This window comes from Burkholderia sp. SJZ089, from assembly GCF_007828315.1.
GTDB classification, from domain to species: Bacteria; Pseudomonadota; Gammaproteobacteria; order Burkholderiales; family Burkholderiaceae; genus Burkholderia; species Burkholderia gladioli.
Genome location: NZ_VIUM01000007.1, coordinates 258,842 through 277,182, shown reverse-complemented (window position 1 = coordinate 277,182; position 18,341 = coordinate 258,842). Strand labels below are relative to the sequence as shown.

Below are 18,341 nucleotides of genomic sequence, written 5' to 3'. Positions count from 1 at the left end.
CGGGGTGCGCCAGGTTGTGGCTACGAGGGGCGGATCGGCACGCAGGCGCCCCGCGCCGGGCCTGACGTGCTCCCGCCGTGCGGTCGCACAATGGCGGGTGCATCAGTTGATCCGTTTATTTCCGGAAAGTAAACGTCAAGAAATGAACAGTAAGCATGTTTACGTGCGCCGAGGCCTGGCCACGGCCCCGGCGAGCGGGGCGGATTTCCTTGCCGTTTCAGTCAGTTCGGCGCGTGGCGGCCGAGCGGGCGCCGGTTCGGCGGCAACTGTTGTCGTTTGACAACATACGATGCGGCCTCCGGCGGAGGAAACCGGTCCCGGGCGGGGCCCTCGGCTGCCGCTGCAATAGTGGATATCCGTGAGCCATCATTCCGGCGTCGCACGCAGATGATAAAAATCGCCAACCGGGCCGGGACCGCCGCCGTCGCAGCCGCCGCCGCGAGGCAAGCCGGCGGCTGCGCAGGCACAATCGTCCCGCGCCGATTTCGTCCATGTGATCCAACCAGAGGAAGTTCGTCATGAAACTGCTGCGTTACGGCCCGGTGGGCCAGGAAAAGCCCGGCCTGCTCGATGCCGGGGGCCGGATTCGCGACCTGTCGGCGGTGATCCCCGACCTGGCCGGCGAGGCGCTCTCGGATGCCGCGCTGGCGCGCCTGCGCGCGCTCGATCCGGCCTCGCTGCCGCTGGTGCCGGGCGAGCCGCGCATCGGCGCCTGCGTCGGGCAGATCGGCAAGTTCGTCTGCATCGGCCTGAACTACGCCGATCACGCCGCCGAATCGGGGCTGCCGGTGCCGAGCGAGCCGGTGGTGTTCGCCAAGTGGACCAGCGCCGTGTGCGGCCCGAACGACGGCATCGAGATTCCGCGCGACTCGCTCAAGACCGACTGGGAGGTCGAGCTGGGCGTGGTGATCGGGCGGCCCTGCAAGAATGTCGACGAAGCCGATGCGCTCGACTACGTGGCCGGCTACTGCGTGATCAACGACGTGTCCGAGCGCGAATGGCAGATCGAGCGCGGCGGCCAGTGGGACAAGGGCAAGGGTTTCGACAGCTTCGGCCCGATCGGCCCCTGGCTGGTCACGCGCGACGAGGTGCCCGATCCGCAGCAGCTTTCGCTGTGGCTCGAGGTCGACGGCCATCGCTACCAGGACGGCAGCACGCGCACCATGATCTTCGGCGTGGCCGAGGTGATCGCCTATCTGTCGCGTTGCATGAGCCTGCAGCCGGGCGACGTGATCTCGACCGGCACGCCCCCCGGCGTCGGCATGGGCGTGAAGCCCGCGCCGGTCTACCTGAAGCCGGGCCAGACCGTGCGCCTGGGCATCGACGGCCTCGGCGAGCAGCGCCAGCTCACGCGCGCGGCCGACTGAGCTCCGCGCGTGCCCGCGCCGGCGGGTTTCGATATCGGGCCGCGTCGCGGCCCCGATATCGGATCGGGCGGCGCGGGCGATCCGCCAGGTCCAGACAGCGTCGCGCCGCCGCAATCGAGCAGGACTCCTCCTCAATGCGGCCAGTGGACGAGCACGATATCTCCCCTGAAATCCACGGATCGACCGGCAAGGGCGCGGCGGTCATCGCGTCGAAGCGCGGTTCGATCTCGACACCATTTTCATCTCCCCATCGAGCAAAAAAGGGCGCGAAATCCGGCCAGGCTTTCGTGACATTTCGCTGCGGAACTCCTGCGAATCTCGACGCGCGTCGCGGTTGACCCGACAGTCGGGCATCTCTCGCGATGTGATTCCCGATGATTCGCCACGGAGTTGACCATGGACCGCGTTTCCCCTTCCCTTCTCGCCGTCGAGGCGCCGCTTCAAGCACCGCCTGAGATACCGCTTCCCGCCCCGATCGTTCCCATTGCCGACGATGCGCCGCTTCGCAGCGAGCGGCTGCCGTTCACGATCCGCGCGGTGCGCGACGAGGCCGACCTCGAACGCGTGCTGGCGATGCGCCGCGCGGCCTATGGCCGGCACACGCCCGAATTCGCGGACGGCATGACGATCGAGGCCGGCGACCGGCGCGACGACACGGTGCTGCTGCTGGCCGAATCGCGGCTCGATCGCGAGGCGATCGGCACCATGCGAATCCAGACCAACCGGCACGGCCCGCTGCCGCTGGAAAGCTCGGTGGCGCTGCCCGACTGGCTGGACGGCTGCCGGCTGGCCGAGGCGACCCGGCTCGCGGTGCGCGGCGGCATGATCGGCCGCGCCGTCAAGGTCGCGCTCTGCAAGGCGCTGTTTCTCCATTGCCGCTCGGCCGCGATCGACTGGATGGTGATCACGGCGCGCGCGCCGCTCGATCGCGAATACCAGGCGATGCTGTTCGAGGATGTGCACGGCAGGCCTGAGTTCTTCCCGATGGCGCATGTCGGCGGCATGCCGCATCGTGTGCTCGCCAAGCGGGTCGACGCGGCGCGCCGGCGCTGGGCCGAGGTGCGGCACCCGCTGTACGGCTATGTGTTCGACACGCATCATCCCGACATCGACGTGAGCGTGCCCGAAGCCTGAGATGCGGGACGAGCGGCGCGTTGCTCCCGACTGCCCAGTCGGGAGCATCTATGGATTCCGATTCTTTCTTGGTGAGAATTAATAACAGCGCGGCGCATGAAGGCCGATTAGAATCGAATGCGTTTTGGTAAGCGACAAACGGGGGATGACAGACATGCGGCTGTCGGCTTGGGCATCAGGATTCGGATAGCTGGCGGGCGGGCGCTCATTCGACCGCTGGTTCGATGTCTTTTCGATCTATCTCGTGCCCGCGATCCTGGCGATATCGACCGCGCTGTTCTTTACGATATCGCCATCGGGCGATGTCTCGATCGAGACCACTCCCCTCGATTTCCACGCCTTCATCGACGGCAGCGACCGGGCCTCGCCGGCCGAGGCCCTGCGCGCGCTGCGCGAGGCGCCCGTGACGGGGCGCTTCGGCACGCACCTGTCCGAGCACCCGGTCTGGATCCTGCTCGACGCGCAGCCGGTGAATCCGGCAGCCGATTCACGCGACTACCTCGCCTTCGCGTCGCGCCACGCGAAGTCGCTGTCGTGCTGGAATGCCGGCACGCTGGCGCCGCTCGGCGCGGCCGATCGCGTCAGCCCGCAAGGCGCGATGCAACTGGCCGCGGCCGGTTTCGCGCTGCGCCTGGAGACGCCCGCCGCGGGCGCGCCGATCCTCTGCCGGGGCCTCTACAGCGGCCCCGCCTACGTGACGGCCAGCCGCCTGACGGGCCGCGCGCTGACGGCGGCGCGGCTGCAGTTCGAGCGCAATGCCTCGCTGATCGGCGGCGGGCTGTTGACGCTGGCGATCTTCATCTTCGTGACCGCGATGATCAACCGCGAGTGGACCTACGTGGTGTTCTCGGTCTGGCTGGTCGGCAACCAGCGCCTGGCGGCCAACGCGCTCGGCTTCGACAACGCCTGGCTCGGCCATACCCTGTCGCCGGCCTGGATCGACCTGGTCCGGCAACTGAGCTTCGCGATCTACTACATCGTCACGGTCTCGCTGTTCGGCCGGCTGTTCCGCCGCGAGATCGCGCGGGTCTCGCTGCAATGGCTGCTCAAGACCGTGCAGCTCGGCGGCCTGCTGTTGCTGTTGCTGTCGCTGGTGCTGCCCTACCGCCAATTCGTGCCGGCGCTCTGGGCGCTGGCCGGCGCCGGCATGCTGCTGCTGCTCTACCTGCTCGTCACCCTGCTGTTGCGGGCGCGCTCGCGCACCGTGATCTGGTACGTGGCCTCGCTGTCCTTCGTGCTGTTCGCGATCCTCTCCGAGGTGTTCGCCGCCGCGCTCGGCACGCGCATGCTGTTCGGCGGCCTGAATCCGGTGATCACCGCGCTGGTCTCGAGCATGATGGCGGCCTTCGCGATCGCCGAGCAGATGCGCGCCGATCGCGCCCTGCGCCACAAGTCCGAAACCGAGCTGCGCACCACCTACGACCTCACGCCGATGGGGCTCTTCACGCTCGACAGCGAGGGCCGCTTCACGCGCGCCAACCCGGCGCTGCTGGCGATGCTCGGGCTCGATCGCGACAGCTATCGCAGCCGCCACTGGACCGATTTCTTCGACGAAGGCTCCTGGATCCGCCTGCGCGACCTGGCGCTGCGCCGCGGCGAAAGCGCCATCGAGATCAACGGCTCGCCCGACGCGGGCACCGCCCGGCGCCGTTATTCGCTGCGCGCGATCTTCTCCGAGAACGCCTACGAGGGCTCGCTCGAGGAGGTGACCGAGCGCGCCGAGGCGGTCGCGCGGCTGCACTTCCTGGCCGAGCACGATTCGCTGACCGGCGCGCTGAACCGGCGCGGCATCGAGCGCGTGCTGGAGGGGCTGACCAGCACGCGGCCGTCGTGGTCGGTGGCCTATGTCGACCTCGACCGCTTCAAGCTGATCAACGACATGTTCGGCCACGCGGCCGGCGACGAGGTGCTGCGCCAACTGGTGGTGCGCATGACGGCGAGCCTGGAAGGGCGCGGCACCATCGGCCGGATCGGCGGCGACGAATTCGTCTGCGTGTTCGCCGAGATGGACGTGGACGAGGCCGCGGCGCTGTGCCGGCGCCTGGAGCACGCGGTCAGCGCGCTGCCCTATCCGATCGGCAGCCGCGCGTTCCGCGTGCGGGCCTCGATCGGCGTGGTCGAGTGCCTGCCGAACATGTCGGTGCAGGACATCGTCGCGCACGCCGACCAGGCCTGCCGCGAATCCAAGCGCGACGGCAACGGCAAGGTGGTGGTCTATCGCAGCGACGCGTTCGACCTGGAGCGGCGCACGCGCGACATCGCGCTGATCGGCACGCTCAGCGAGGATGCGATTCCCGAGGGCCTGGTGCTGGCGATGCAGCCGATCATGTCGGTCACGAACGCGGCCGAGTCGCTCGATTTCGAGGTGCTGCTGCGCTTGCGGCGCGACGACGGCACGATCCTCAGCGCGGTCGACTTCATCGACGCCTTCGAGCGCTCGGGCACCATCGGCGCGATCGATCTGTGGGTGCTGTCGATGGTGCTGGAGTGGATCGAGCGCAACCAGGCCGCGCTGACGAAGACGCGCTTCATCTGCGTGAACCTGAGCGGCGCCTCGCTCAACGACGAGCGCATCGTCGCCGAGCTGTTCCGGCGGCTGGAGGCGCATGCCTCGATCGTCCATTACCTGTGCCTGGAGATCACCGAGACGGTCGCGCTGCACGACCTGAAGACCAGCCAGCACTTCATCGCGCGGGCCCACGACATGGGGATCCGCATCGCGCTCGACGATTTCGGCGCGGGCCACACCTCGTTCAAGTACCTGAAGGCGCTGTCGGCCGACGCGCTGAAGATCGACGGCGAGTTCGTCAAGACCATGTGCGAGCACCCGGCCGATATCGCGATCGTCGAGTCGATGGTCAACCTGGCCCGCAACCTCGGCATGCGCACCATCGCCGAGTGGGTCGAGGACCTGCGCACCTTCGAGGCGCTGCGCGCGATCGGCGTCGACTACGTGCAGGGTTACGCGGTCGGCCGGCCGGTGATGCCGGAGCGGATCCTGGCCGCTGATTCCTGCCTCGACCTGGTGCTGCTCGACTCGATCCGGCGGGTGCTGGCCGAGCCGGCGCCGGCCGGTGCCGAGGCGGGCGAGGAAGCGAACGACGCCGCGCGCGCGGGCGATCGGGGCTGAGGAAACGGCGGGCGGGAACGGGATGAGCGGCGTGCGGCGCCGGCCGGCAGCGGGCAGAGGAGGAGACCCGCGAACCGGGCCGGCGCGCGCCGCGAGCGGGCGGCGCACCGGGCCGCTGCCCGTGGCGGGCGCGGCCGGTCGCGCCGGCAAGGCGGGAACGACGGAGTCGCTTCGACAGGGGCCGCGAGCGCGGCCCCGTCACGACACGGCGATCAGAAGTCGGTGGTCATCGACAGCCAGATCGAGCGCGGCTCGCCCTGGCTCAGGTAACCGCCGATGGTCGAGGCCCAGTACGACTTGTTGGCGACGTTGCGGACCATCACGCGGAAGGTGGTTTCCTTCTTGAACAGCTCGGTCTTGTAGCGCGCGCCGATATCGAAGCGGTTCCACGACGGGATCGATTGCGTGTTGGCGACGTTGAGATACTGCGAGCTGGTATGGATCCAGCGCGCCGTCAGCGTCGCGCCCTGCAGCATCGGCAGGTCGTATTCGGCGTTCGCGGTGAAGGTGAACTTCGGCACGCCGATCGGGCGGTTGCCGTCGCTCGTGCCGCCCGAGGTGCCCTCCAGCGTCGCGTCGATGTAGCTGGCGCCGGCGATCAGGCGCAGGCCCTTGACCGGTTCGCCGTTGATCGAGGCCTCCACGCCGCGGTGGCGCTGCGTGCCGTCGGCGCCGTAGATCAGCGTGTTGGGATCGGTGTAGGCCATCGGCTTCTCGATCTGGAACAGCGCGAGCGCGGCGCCGAAGCGGCCGGCGTCGTACTTGGTGCCCACTTCATATTGCTTCGAGCGGTACGGGGCGAGCACCTCGCCTACGTTGCGCGCGGTGGTCGGCGCCGTGCCGCCCTGCGTCAGGGCTTCCGTGCGGTTCGCGTAGAACGCCCAGTTGTCGGTCGCCTTGAGCACCAGGCCGAATACCGGCGTGGTGACCGACTGGTCGTAGACGCTGCTGACCGCGCCGGTATAGCCGTAGTTGGTGACGGCGATCGACTGGCGGCGCGCGCCGATGGTGAACAGCACGCGATCGTTGAGCAGGCCGAGCGTGTCCGACACGGCCACGCTGCGCGTCCAGGTCATCGCGGTGGTGCCCGGGTCGGACATGTTGCCGCCCGAGTACAGGTTGTTGCCCGGGAAGGGCACCGCCGGCGGATTGTCGAGCGTGGTCGGGAAGGTGCCCGACAGCGTGTAGGCCGACTGGCTGTTCAGGCGCGTGTAGGCCGCGCCGGCGGTCACGAAGTGCGTGACGGGGCCCGTCGCGAAGCGCCCGCGCACGCCGGCTTCGGCCGATTGCGCGTCTTCCTTGTGCGGAACCGTCATGCGCGAGGCGGTGACGGCGCCGGTCGAGGCGTTGTAGGTCGGCGAGGAATAGATGCCGTTCTCGTCCGTGTGACGCGCGCCGCCCGCCACGTAGGCGGTCCAGCCCGGGAAGAAGTCGTATTCGGCGCGCAACTGGCCGACCGTGTCCTCCAGGTCGCTGTAGGCCCAGGGCTGGGCGTAGTTGTGGGTGGCCGAGGGCGGCGCGGGAATCGCGCCGGTGCCGCTCACGTAGACCACCGAGCGGCCCTGGTCGTCGCGTTCGCGCTGGTGCAGGAAGTCGGCGTAGAGGCGCAGCTTGTCGCCGCGATAGTCGAGCGCGAGCGCCTGGGTGGTGGCGCGGTGATGCGCGTCGTCGATGTCGGTCGAGCCGCCGCTGCTCGCCTGGTTCACGCGGATGCCGAACTGGCCTTCGCTGCCGAAGCGCCGGCCGATGTCGATGTGCTCGCCCACCTGGCCGCCGGTGCTGCCGTCGAGCGTCACGCGCGTGAGCGGCTTGTCGTCGGCGCGCTTGAGCTGGATGTTGACGCCGCCGCCCACCGCGCTGCCGGTCGGCGAGGCGCCGCTCAGGAACGCGTTGGCGCCCTTCAGCACGTCGATCCGCTCGACCGCGTCGGTGGCCACCAACTGGCGCGGCGTGACGCCGTACAGGCCGTTCAGCGAGACATCGTCGCCGTTGAGCTGGAAGCCGCGGATGATGAACACCTGCGAGAAGTTGCCGTAACCGAACGCGCTGCGCACGGCCGGATCGTTGTCGAGCACGTCGGCCAGCGTGCGGGCCTGCTGGTCCTCGATCAGTTTCGAGGTATAGGTCGTCATGCTGAACGGCACGTCGATGTTGCGCTGCTTGCCCAGCACGCCGTAGTCGGCGCCGCGCGCCACCTGGCCGCCGCCGAAGGTCGGCGAGAGATCGCCCGGCAGCTCCTCGACCTTGCCCTTCACGGCGATGGTCGGCAGTGCCGCGGCGGGACGCGCGGCCGCGCTGCCGGTCATGCTCGTATCGGACGAGGACGGCGCGCTCTGGGCGATGGCGACGGCGGGAAAGGCGCAGGTGGCGGCGAGCGCGAGGCAGCCCCAGGAAATCGGCGAGAGGGGCCAGGACGGCGTTTGGAAGCTTGGCATAGGACGCACTAAACGGATTGAAGAAAACTCCGTCCCAGGGCGTCGTTCGGAATCCGGGCGGGCCGGCCGTTCCGTCAATCGATCCTGCGAGTCGGACGAAGGCGGGACGGCGTTTTTATGAAGACGCGACTATAAATTAAATGCGAATCATTGTCATCTTGAAAGTAGTTCTTATCTCTATTTGCAACAACGGCGGCGAAGCTTCGGGGTGACCCCCGGCAGGCGGGAAGAGGGCCGCAGGCCCGCGGCGAGGGGCTCGACGGCGAACGGCCAGGGCGTGGGGCGGATCGCGGCAGGGATCGCCAAGGCAGGCGATCCCTGCCGGCATCTGATGGGGTTGGATGACGAATTCCGCGATGCGCAATGCAGGCGCATCGCGGACGGCCTCAATCCGGCACGGCGACGTTCATTTCGCGCAGCAGGTTGTCGGCGTGGTCGAGGTGGTGCATCACCCACAGCATGTAGCGCACGTCGACATGAATCGAGCGCGTGACGGCCGGATCGAACAGCCAGCCCGCGCTGACGCCTTCCCAGGCGCCGTCGAAGACCAGCCCGACCAGCTTGCCGTCGCGGTCCAGCGTGGGCGAGCCCGAATTGCCGCCGGCGATGTCGAGGTCGGCGAGGAAGTTCACGGGCAGCGCGTCGGCGCCGGGGCCGGCGAAGCCGTCGAAGGCATGCGCGCGGATCGCCGCGAGTTCGGCGGCCGGTGCGTTGAAGGGCGCGACGCCGGTGTTCTTCTGCACGATGCCGTCGGTGGTGGTGAACGGCAGGTACTCGACCGCGTCGCGCGGCCGGTAGCCCTGCACGGTGCCGAAGCTCACGCGCAGCGACAGGTTCGCGTCGTGGTAGACGGGCAGGCCGCGTGCCTCGCTGTAGGCGGTCAGGGCCTTCATGTAGCCGGCGCGCGCGGCGGCCTCGTCGCCGTCCTGGGCCTTGTCCGCGTGCTCGATGGCCAGCAGGTCCGGCATCAGCGCGCGCGTCAGCGCGATCCAGCTATCGTGGCTCGCCGCGAGTTCGGCGGGCGTGGCCGACATCAGCGCGACGCGGGTCGCCTGGTCGGTCAGCCGGCTGCCCGCGTAGAGCGCGTCGACCTTGGCGGCGAGCGCCGCGGCGTCGTTCGCGCCGCCCAGCCAGCGATCGAGCGCGCCGATGTGCTGGTCGGCGGGCAGCTTCACGTAGCGCTGCAGCACATAGACCAGCAACTGCCGGTCGACGGCCGGATCGTAGCGGCGGTCGATGCTCTTCTGCTGGCCGAGCAGGTCGATCTCGTCGCGCTGGCGGAAGCCGTCCTCGCGTTCGGCATCGGGCTTCTGCTTTTCGTCGGCGAGCCGCACGATCCGATACGAGGCGCGGTACATCTGCGTCTGCTGCAGCAGGTGCAGGATCAGGTCGCGCTCGCGCGTGACCATGCGCGCGTCGACCAGACGGTTCAGCCGCTCGACGTCGGCCAGCCGCGCGGGGGCGTCGAGCTTGCCGCCGGCCGGTTGCGCGGCGAGCCAGCGGCGCAGCGCGGCCTCCTGCTCGCGCCGCGTCGACAGGGCCTCGCCGTTGGCCAGCTCGTCGCGGTTGCCCTGGTAGAACTTGATCGAATTGTTGAAGCCGGCCACCTGGTCGGCATAGGCCACCGCCACCGCCGGCCGCTGCTTGCCGGCCGTGTCGATGATGCGGTTCATGTCGCCGAGCGCGCGGATCAGCGTCGGATACTGCCAGTCGATCGCGCTGCGCAGTTCATCGGGCAGCAGGTGGCGATTGGTGCGGCCGGGGTAGCCGGCCACCATCACGAAATCGCCGGCCTTCACGCCTTGCGGATTCACGGTCAGCCAGTGCTTGGGGCGATAGGGCACGTTGTCCTTCGCGTAGGTCGCGCTGCTGCCGTCGCGTGCCACGTAGGCGCGCAGGAAGCTGAAGTCGCCGGTGTGGCGCGGCCACATCCAGTTGTCGATGTCGCCGCCGTACTTGCCGATCGACTCGGGCGGGGCGTAGACGAGCCGCACGTCGCGCAATTCCTTCTGGCGCACCAGTTGATAGTCGTAGCCGCCGCTGAAGGTCTGCACCTGGCAGTGATAGCCCGGTGTGGTGCATTCGCGCACCAGGCGGTCCTTCTCGCGATCGATCGCGACGTAGCGCGCATAACCGTCGCTGCCGGGCGGAACCGCCGCCTCGATGCGATCGGTCACGTCGGTCACCTGCTCGGTCACGTAGACGCGCTGGGTGGGCGCGGCGGGCAGTTCGTCGGCCTTGGCGCGGGCCAGGAATCCGTTCTCGATCAGGTTCTTCTCGGGCGTCGAGTTGTATTGCAGCGCGCCGTAGCCGCAATGGTGGTTGGTGACGATCAGGCCGTCCGGCGAGACGAACGAGGCGGTGCAGAAACCCAGCCCGACCACGGCATCGAGCGGCCAGGATTTCAGCGAGGCGAGTTGCCGAGGATCGAGCGCGAGCCCGCGTTGCTTGAGCTGGGGAGCCAGGGACGGCAGCTGGGACGGTTGCCACATGCCTTCGTCGGCGCGCGCGATGCCGCCGGCCAGCAACGAGACGGCGACGAGCGTCGCGCTCGCCGTGCATAACAGTTTGAGACGCATTCGGATCCTCGGATTGAGACGGCCTGTGATCGACAGCTTTATTCAATCGGCATTGCGACTGCCGTGCGATTGTAGTCCGGGGGGAATGAAGGCGGTATTTTTATATCTTTGTAAGATGTAGGGAAATGAAAATAAAAATGCCCAATGAATTTTCTTGAGAATGTTCTTTGCGTGATGAATGTATTGGCAATAATTCCGGATCTCGATGAATTGGCGATGACATGCAATGGTGTGACGGGTGAGATGCGAGAGGCATTGCAAGGCGTTCAGGTGCTTGTATCGCGTTGTTCATATCAAGCCGGCGAGCGACTTTGCCTGGCATCGGCATGCATGCCGATATTGAAATGTCGATTATAAAATGCCGATTGATTTCATCATCAATGAAGCCGCTAGGAATGTTCTTTTATGTGAGACAGGCAAAAAAAATCCCTCGCCGCATGAGGGGGCATGACGGCGAGGGGAGGAGGGGATGCCTTGAACAACAACGCGTATTGCAGGGAGCCGGCCGCGGCCGGCTTGGAGGTGCTTGCGAACCGCGATCACGCTTCGACGGCTTCGCGTACCGGTGCCGCTGCCGTCGCGGGTGCCTCGACGTCCTGGCGGATCAGGTAGTCGAAGGCCGACAACGAAGCCTTCGCGCCTTCGCCGACCGCGATCACGATCTGCTTGTAGGGCACCGTGGTCACGTCGCCGGCCGCGAACACGCCGGGAATCGACGTCGCGCCGCGTGCATCCACCACGATCTCGCCGTGCTTCGACAGCTCGATCGTGCCCTTCAGCCATTCCGTGTTCGGCACCAGGCCGATCTGCACGAACACGCCTTCGAGGTCGATGCGCTTGGTTTCGCCCGTTTCACGTTCGAGGTAGATCAGGCCGTTCAGCTTCTGGCCGTCGCCCGTCAGCTCCTTGGTTTGCGCGCTGGTCACCACCGTCACGTTCGGGAGGCTGCGCAGCTTGCGTTGCAGCACTTCGTCGGCGCGCAGCGTCTGGCCGAATTCGATCAGCGTGACTTCGCGCACGATGCCGGCCAGGTCGATCGCGGCCTCGACACCCGAGTTGCCGCCGCCCACCACGGCCACGCGCTTGCCCTTGAACAGCGGGCCGTCGCAATGCGGGCAGTAGGCCACGCCCTTGTTGCGGTACTCGCGCTCGCCCGGCACGTTCAGCTCGCGCCAGCGCGCGCCGGTCGACAGCACGATGGTCCTGGCCTTCAACACCGCGCCGTTTTCCAGGTGAATCTCGTTGACCTTGCCCGGCATCAGCGCCGCGGCGCGCTGCACGTCCATCACGTCCACGTCGTATTGCTTGACGTGCTGTTCGAGCGCGACCGCGAACTTCGGTCCTTCGGTTTCCTGGACGGAGATGAAGTTCTCGATCGCCATGGTATCGAGCACCTGCCCGCCGAAGCGCTCCGCCACCACGCCGGTGCGAATGCCCTTGCGTGCCGAGTAGATCGCGGCCGCCGCGCCGGCCGGGCCACCACCCACCACCAGCACGTCGAACACGTCCTTGTTGGCGATCGCGGCGGCGGCGCGCTCGCTGGCGCCCGTGTCGATCTTCGCGAGGATTTCCTTCACACTGCTGCGGCCCTGGCCGAAGCTCTCGCCGTTCAGGAACATGGTCGGCACCGCCATGATCTGGCGCGCCTCGACTTCGTTCTGGAACAGCGCGCCGTCGATCGCCACGTGGCGGATGCGCGGGTTGATCAGCGCCATCACGTTCAGCGCCTGGACCACTTCCGGGCAGTTCTGGCAGGACAGCGAGAAATACGTCTCGAAGGAAAAATCGCCGTCGAGGTTGCGAATCTGTTCGATGGTGTCCTCGTCGAGCTTGAGCGGGTGGCCGCCGACCTGCAGCAGCGCCAGCACGAGCGAGGTGAATTCATGGCCCATCGGGATGCCGGCAAAGCGGATCCCGGTGGCCTTGCCCGGTTCGCCGATGCTGAACGAGGGCTTGCGCTCGGCGTCGTCGCGGCGTTCGATCACGCTCACGCGCGGCGACAGCTCGCCGATCTCCTTCAGCAGCGCGATCAGCTCCTGCGACTTCGCGCCGTCGTCGAGCGAGGCGACGAGTTCGATCGGGCGGGTGAGCTTGTCGAGGTACGACTTCAACTGGTTCTTGAGATTGGCTTCGAGCATGATGTTCGGTGTGTCTTGTCGGTTGTCGTGTGCCCCGGCGCGGGGCGCTCGATACGGCGTTTGCGTGCGCCGTATCGAATCGTTCTTGATGCCTTGAAGGGCGGCCTCAGATCTTGCCGATCAGGTCCAGCGACGGGGTCAGCGTTTCCGCACCCGGCGTCCACTTGGCGGGGCAGACCTCGCCCGGGTGCGATGCCACGTACTGCGCGGCCTGCACCTTGCGCAGCAGCTCGCCCGCGTCGCGGCCGATGCCGTTGTCGTGGATCTCGGCGATCTTGATCTCGCCTTCCGGGTTGATCACGAAGGTGCCGCGCAGCGCCATGCCTTCTTCCTCGATCAGCACGTCGAAGTTGCGTGCCAGGCGCGCGGTCGGATCGCCGACCATCGGGTACTGGATCTTGGCGATGGTTTCCGAGGCTTCGTGCCAGGCCTTGTGCGTGAAGTGCGTATCGGTCGACACACCGTAGATCTCCACGCCCAGCTTCTGGAATTCGGCGTAGCGGTCGGCCAGGTCGCCCAGCTCGGTCGGGCACACGAAGGTGAAGTCCGCCGGGTAGAACACCACCACCGACCACTTGCCCTTGAGGCTTTCCTCGGTCACCGGCACGAAGGCGCCATTGTGGTAGGCGGTTGCATTGAAGGGCTTGATCTGGCTGTTGATGATCGGCATCGAATAGGTCCTTGGGAATCGTTGAATGAGGTGTGAATCAGTGACTGGGGCGGCCGGCCCCGCTCGGGCGCCGGCCGGCATCGCGATCAGCGATGGCGATACAGATCGCCGGTCGCGGCGGGCAGCTTCACGCCGCTTTCCACGCCGGCAGCCGAGTTGGCGCCGTAACCCGAATTGCCCTGGGCGGCGTGCAGACGCGCCTGGGCTTCCTGGATCTGGTCGGGGTAATGCGGGTTGTTGCCGGCGCCGGGGTGGTAGCCGACCTTGACGAGTGCCGCCAGCTCGGCGCGGACTTCGGCGCGGGTGAGCGGCTGGCTGGTCTGGGCGGAGGCCAGGACCGGTGCGAACAGGGCGGCAGCGAGGATCAGGGCAGAGGTTTTCATACGGGCACTCACCTATGGATGTAAAAAATCGATAGGTGGATGCTATAGAGTTGCCGCGGATAGTTGAAATACTTATTTCAAAACTAATCAATAGGCATTGTCTATTCGAACCGGCCCTCCCGCTTGCGCCGATCCGGCCCCGGTTCAGCCGCGACGCCGGCCGGGTTTGCCCTCGGCGGCGGCGAGCTTGCGCCACAGCGTGGTCTTGCTGATGCCGAGCACGGCGCAGGCACGCTCGCGGTCGCCGCCGCAGGCGTCCAGCACGGCGCGGATCTCGTCGACCTCGACGCGGCGCCGCCGCTCGGACAGCGTGGGGGCCGCGGCCGCGCCGGCCACGCCGGCGCCGTCTGGAACGCCGCTTCCGTCTTCGTCGACGTCCGCGGCCTCGCTTCCCGTCGCGCCTTCGCGCGCGATGCCCAACTCCGGCGCGATCGCCCGCAGCACCTCGACCGACAGCGGCGCCGCGCCCTCGCTCTCCACCAGCTCGACGGCGATTCGCTCGATCACGTTCTGCAGCTCGCGCACGTTGCCGGGCCAGCGATGGCGCGCCAGCACGCCCACCACCGGCGCGACCACGCGGGCCGCCTCGGCGGCGTCGCGCACGCGCTCGGCCAGCCGCGGCTCGCGCCGTGCCGCCTGGGCCAGCAGCTCGGCCGCCAGCGCGCCGATGTCGGCCGGCCGCTCGCGCAGCGGCGGCAGGGCGATGTTGAGGATGTTGAGGCGGTAGTAGAGATCGGCGCGGAAGCTGCCGGCCTCCACCGCCTCGAGCAGGGAGCGATGGGTGGCCGCCACGATCCGCACGTCGATGCGGATCGGTTCGGTCGACCCGAGCCGCACCACCTCGCGCTCCTGCAGCACGCGCAGCAGGCGGCTCTGCAGCGACAGCGGCATTTCGCCGATCTCGTCGAGGAACAGCGTGCCGCGATGCGCGGCCTCGAACAGCCCGGCCTTGCCGCCGCGCCTGGCGCCCGTGAAGGCGCCCTCGTCATAGCCGAACAGCTCGCTCTCGAGCAGCGCCTCGGGGAAGGCGCCGCAGTTGGTCGCCACGAACGGGAACTTGCGGCGCGCGCTCAGCGCATGCAGGCTCTGCGCGATCATCTCCTTGCCGGTGCCGCTCTCGCCGAGGATCAGCACGGTCGCGTCGGATTTGGCGTAACGCTGCGCGAGCTCGCGCACGCGTGCCATCGGCGCCGATGCGCCGATCACGTCGTCCAGCCGGTAGCGCGCCGCGAAGCGCTGCGCATGCGGCTGCGAGCGCAAGGTGCGGTCGAGTCGCTCGACCGCGCGCGATTCCTGGAAGGTCAGCACGCTGCCGGTGGCCGCGCCGCTGGCCTCCAGCGGCCCGCGATGGACCACGTAGCGGACCCCGCGCACGGTAGCCAGCGTGTCGCCCTCGTCGGCGGCGCGCAGCGCGGCCAGCTCGGGCGTCAGTTCGTCGAGCGCGCGGCCCACCGCGGCCTGCGCGTCGACGCCGAGCGCCAGCGCGAGCCGCTCGTTGATCGCCTCCACGCGGCCGCCCGCGTCGAGCGCCACCACGCCGTCGCGCAGGTGGCGCAGCAGGTTGTCGAGGCGCTGGCGGCGCAGTGCCTCGGCGTGCGTGGCATGAGCGACTTCGAGCGCGGTCTCGACCGCCGCGCGCACCGAAGCCTGCGAATACAGAAACACCGCGTTCATGCCGGCGCTGCTGGCCAGGTCGGTCACCAGCCCCGGCCCGACCACGGTCTCGATGCCGCGATCGCGCAGTTCGCGCACGCGCGCCTCGGCCTCCTGGCTCGACTGGTAGGTGGCGAACACCAGGTCGAGCCCGAAGGCGGCCGCGAAGCGACGCAGCTCGGCCGGCGTGTCGCCGTAGCTGACCAGCGCCACCGGCGAGGCCCCGTCGCGTCGCGCGCGGGCCAGCGCGTGCAGCAGGTCGTAGCCGGTCGGCGCCACCAGCACCACCGGCACCTCGACGTGGGTCTTCAGGTACATGCCGTTCGAGCCGGCCGCCACGATCGCGTCGGGCCGCTCGGCGCCGGCCGTGGCGAGCGCGGCGAGCGCCTCGTCGTAGCCGCGCGTGATGATGCGCAGGTCGGCGCGCTCCTCGTACTCGTCGGCGAGATCGCGGAACAGCGCACGCAGCCGGCTGATGCCGACCGCCCAGATGCGGGGCCTGAGGGACGGAACGGAGGAGGGCGTCATGACGGGATTCGGGCGGGATGCGGGCTGGAGGGATCAACGCATTATCGCAGTCGAATTTCAAATGTGGAATCGAGTGTTTCCATAATGAAACGGGTTGACGCCATCGCCGAATCGCGTTTCGATTGCGAATCAGCAGCTTAGCGGCGCCCGGCGCGGCTGGCCCGGTCCTTGCAAGATCCGGCGCGGCAACGATCAATCGTCAGGAGGCAGTCGATGGGCAATTCCCAACTTTCCAGCGCCGGCGCGCGCTTTCGCGCGGCCGTGGCGGCCGAGTCGCCGCTGCAGGTGGTCGGCGCGATCACCGCTTACGCGGCCAAGATGGCCGAGGCGAGCGGTTTCAAGGCGGTCTACCTGTCGGGCGGCGGGGTGGCCGCCAATTCGCTCGGCATCCCCGATCTCGGCATCAGCACCATGGACGACGTGCTGATCGACGCGAACCGCATCACCAACGCCACCCAGCTGCCGCTGCTGGTCGACATCGACACCGGCTGGGGCGGCGCCTTCAACATCGCGCGCACCATCCGCTCCTTCATCAAGGCGGGCGTGGCGGCGGTGCACCTGGAGGACCAGGTCGGGCAGAAGCGCTGCGGGCATCGCCCGGGCAAGGAATGCGTGCCGATCGACGAGATGGTGGACCGCATCAAGGCCGCCGTCGACGCGCGCACCGACGACCAGTTCGTGATCATGGCGCGCACCGACGCGGCCGCCGCCGAGGGCCTGGACGCGGCGATCGAGCGCGCGGTGGCCTATGTCGAGGCCGGCGCCGACATGATCTTCCCCGAGGCGATGAAGACGCTGGACGACTTCAAGCGCGTCAAGCAAGCGGTCAAGGTGCCGATCCTGGCGAACCTGACCGAATTCGGTTCGACGCCGATGTTCACCACCGAGGAACTGAAGGGCGTGAACGTCGATATCGCGCTCTACTGCTGCGGCGCGTATCGTGCGATGAACAAGGCGGCGCTGAACTTCTACGAGACGGTGCGCCGCGACGGCACGCAGAAGGCCGCCGTGCCGACCATGCAGACGCGCGCCGAGCTGTACGAATTCCTCGGCTATCACGCCTACGAGGACAAGCTCGACGAGCTGTTCAGCCAGGGCAAGCGCTGAACCGGCCCAAACCGATAACCAGACCATCAGGAGAGCATCACGATGAGCGAGACGAAAGACGCGGCGCCGGCCGCAGCGGGTGGCTTCAAGCCGAAGAAGTCGGTGGCGCTGTCGGGCGTGGCGGCGGGCAACACCGCGCTGTGCACGGTGGGCCGCACCGGCAACGACCTGCACTATCGCGGCTACGACATCCTCGACGTCGCGGAAACCTGCGAGTTCGAGGAAATCGCCTACCTGCTGGTGCACGAGAAGCTGCCCACGCTGGCCGAGCTGGCCGCCTACAAGGCCAAGCTGCGCGCCATGCGCGGGCTGCCCGCCGCGGTGAAGACGGCGCTCGAGGCGGTGCCGGCCTCGGCGCATCCGATGGACGTGATGCGCACCGGCGTGTCGGTGCTCGGCACCGTGCTGCCCGAGAAGGACGACCACAACCTGCCCGGCGCGCGCGATATCGCCGACCGCCTGATGGCCTCGCTGGGCTCGATGCTGCTGTACTGGTATCACTGGTCGCACAACGGCCGGCGCATCGAGACCGAGACCGACGACGATTCGATCGGCGGCCACTTCCTGCACCTGCTGCACGGCAAGGCGCCCTCCAAGGCATGGGTCGACGCGATGCACATCTCGCTGATCCTCTACGCCGAGCACGAGTTCAATGCCTCGACCTTCACCGGCCGCGTGATCGCCGGCACGGGCTCGGACATCTACTCGGCCATCACCGGCGCGATCGGCGCGCTGCGCGGCCCGAAGCACGGCGGCGCCAACGAGGTCGCGTTCGAGATCCAGAGCCGCTATCGCGACGCCGACGAGGCCGAGGCCGACATCCGCCGCCGCGTCGAGAACAAGGAAGTGGTGATCGGCTTCGGCCACCCGGTCTACACGATCTCGGATCCGCGCAACAAGGTGATCAAGGAAGTCGCGCGCAAGCTCTCGAAGGATGCCGGCGACACCAAGCTGTTCGAGATCGCCGAGCGCCTCGAATCGGTGATGTGGGACGCCAAGAAGATGTTCCCGAACCTCGACTGGTTCAGCGCCGTGTCCTACCGGATGATGGGCGTGCCGACCGCGATGTTCACGCCGCTGTTCGTGATCGCGCGCACGTCCGGCTGGAGCGCCCACATCATCGAGCAGCGCATCGACAACAAGATCATCCGCCCGAGCGCGAACTACACGGGTCCGGAGGATCTGAAGTTCGTCTCGATCGAGAAGCGCTGAGCGCG

12 protein-coding genes are annotated in these 18,341 nt (G+C 68.0%); 6 read left to right on the top strand and 6 right to left on the bottom strand.

Annotated elements, in window-relative coordinates; all coding sequences use genetic code 11:
• Positions 1-518 precede the first annotated feature (518 nt).
• The 4 genes from FB600_RS15615 to FB600_RS15600 all read left to right on the top strand — a co-directional run bounded on the left by FB600_RS15615 (position 519) and on the right by FB600_RS15600 (position 5,631).
• On the top strand, positions 519-1,367 hold the full coding sequence (locus FB600_RS15615) for an ureidoglycolate lyase (protein ID WP_046574823.1): 849 nt from the start codon (positions 519-521) through the stop codon (positions 1,365-1,367).
• A gap of 143 nt (positions 1,368-1,510) precedes the next feature.
• Positions 1,511-1,705, top strand: coding sequence for a hypothetical protein (locus tag FB600_RS15610; RefSeq protein ID WP_124076844.1), 195 nt, complete (start codon positions 1,511-1,513; stop codon positions 1,703-1,705).
• A gap of 58 nt (positions 1,706-1,763) precedes the next feature.
• The gene (locus FB600_RS15605) at positions 1,764-2,501 is read left to right on the top strand and encodes an N-acyl amino acid synthase FeeM domain-containing protein (RefSeq protein WP_096752086.1); all 738 of its coding nucleotides are present in this window, start codon (positions 1,764-1,766) and stop codon (positions 2,499-2,501) included.
• Positions 2,502-2,745: 244 nt separating this feature from the next.
• Complete coding sequence (locus FB600_RS15600; protein WP_227742707.1) at positions 2,746-5,631, top strand: putative bifunctional diguanylate cyclase/phosphodiesterase; 2,886 nt, start codon at positions 2,746-2,748, stop codon at positions 5,629-5,631.
• A 212-nt stretch (positions 5,632-5,843) separates the two neighbouring features.
• On the opposite strand, the gene FB600_RS15595 is transcribed toward FB600_RS15600, so the two are convergent.
• The 6 genes from FB600_RS15595 to prpR form a co-directional block, all read right to left on the bottom strand.
• Positions 5,844-8,066, bottom strand: a complete 2,223-nt coding sequence (locus tag FB600_RS15595) for a TonB-dependent receptor (protein ID WP_098151413.1) — start codon at positions 8,064-8,066, stop codon at positions 5,844-5,846.
• A 386-nt stretch (positions 8,067-8,452) separates the two neighbouring features.
• Complete coding sequence (locus FB600_RS15590; RefSeq protein WP_145756986.1) at positions 8,453-10,645, bottom strand: S46 family peptidase; 2,193 nt, start codon at positions 10,643-10,645, stop codon at positions 8,453-8,455.
• Between the two features lie 539 nt (positions 10,646-11,184).
• Positions 11,185-12,783: an alkyl hydroperoxide reductase subunit F gene (gene ahpF / locus FB600_RS15585; RefSeq protein WP_145756987.1), complete on the bottom strand. Its 1,599-nt coding sequence runs from the start codon at positions 12,781-12,783 to the stop codon at positions 11,185-11,187.
• Positions 12,784-12,889: 106 nt separating this feature from the next.
• Complete coding sequence (gene ahpC, locus FB600_RS15580; protein ID WP_013691620.1) at positions 12,890-13,453, bottom strand: alkyl hydroperoxide reductase subunit C; 564 nt, start codon at positions 13,451-13,453, stop codon at positions 12,890-12,892.
• An 86-nt stretch (positions 13,454-13,539) separates the two neighbouring features.
• Complete coding sequence (locus tag FB600_RS15575; protein WP_096752082.1) at positions 13,540-13,836, bottom strand: DUF4148 domain-containing protein; 297 nt, start codon at positions 13,834-13,836, stop codon at positions 13,540-13,542.
• Positions 13,837-13,980: 144 nt separating this feature from the next.
• The gene (gene prpR / locus FB600_RS15570; RefSeq protein WP_096752081.1) at positions 13,981-16,017 is read right to left on the bottom strand and encodes a propionate catabolism operon regulatory protein PrpR; all 2,037 of its coding nucleotides are present in this window, start codon (positions 16,015-16,017) and stop codon (positions 13,981-13,983) included.
• Positions 16,018-16,230: 213 nt separating this feature from the next.
• Between prpR and prpB the strand changes: the two genes are divergently transcribed.
• Both prpB and prpC read left to right on the top strand, forming a co-directional pair.
• Positions 16,231-17,124, top strand: a complete 894-nt coding sequence (gene prpB / locus FB600_RS15565) for a methylisocitrate lyase (protein ID WP_013691617.1) — start codon at positions 16,231-16,233, stop codon at positions 17,122-17,124.
• Between the two features lie 42 nt (positions 17,125-17,166).
• Positions 17,167-18,336 (top strand): 2-methylcitrate synthase, encoded by a 1,170-nt coding sequence (gene prpC, locus FB600_RS15560; RefSeq protein ID WP_013691616.1) that lies wholly within the window; start codon positions 17,167-17,169, stop codon positions 18,334-18,336.
• The last annotated feature ends 5 nt before the right edge of the window (positions 18,337-18,341 follow it).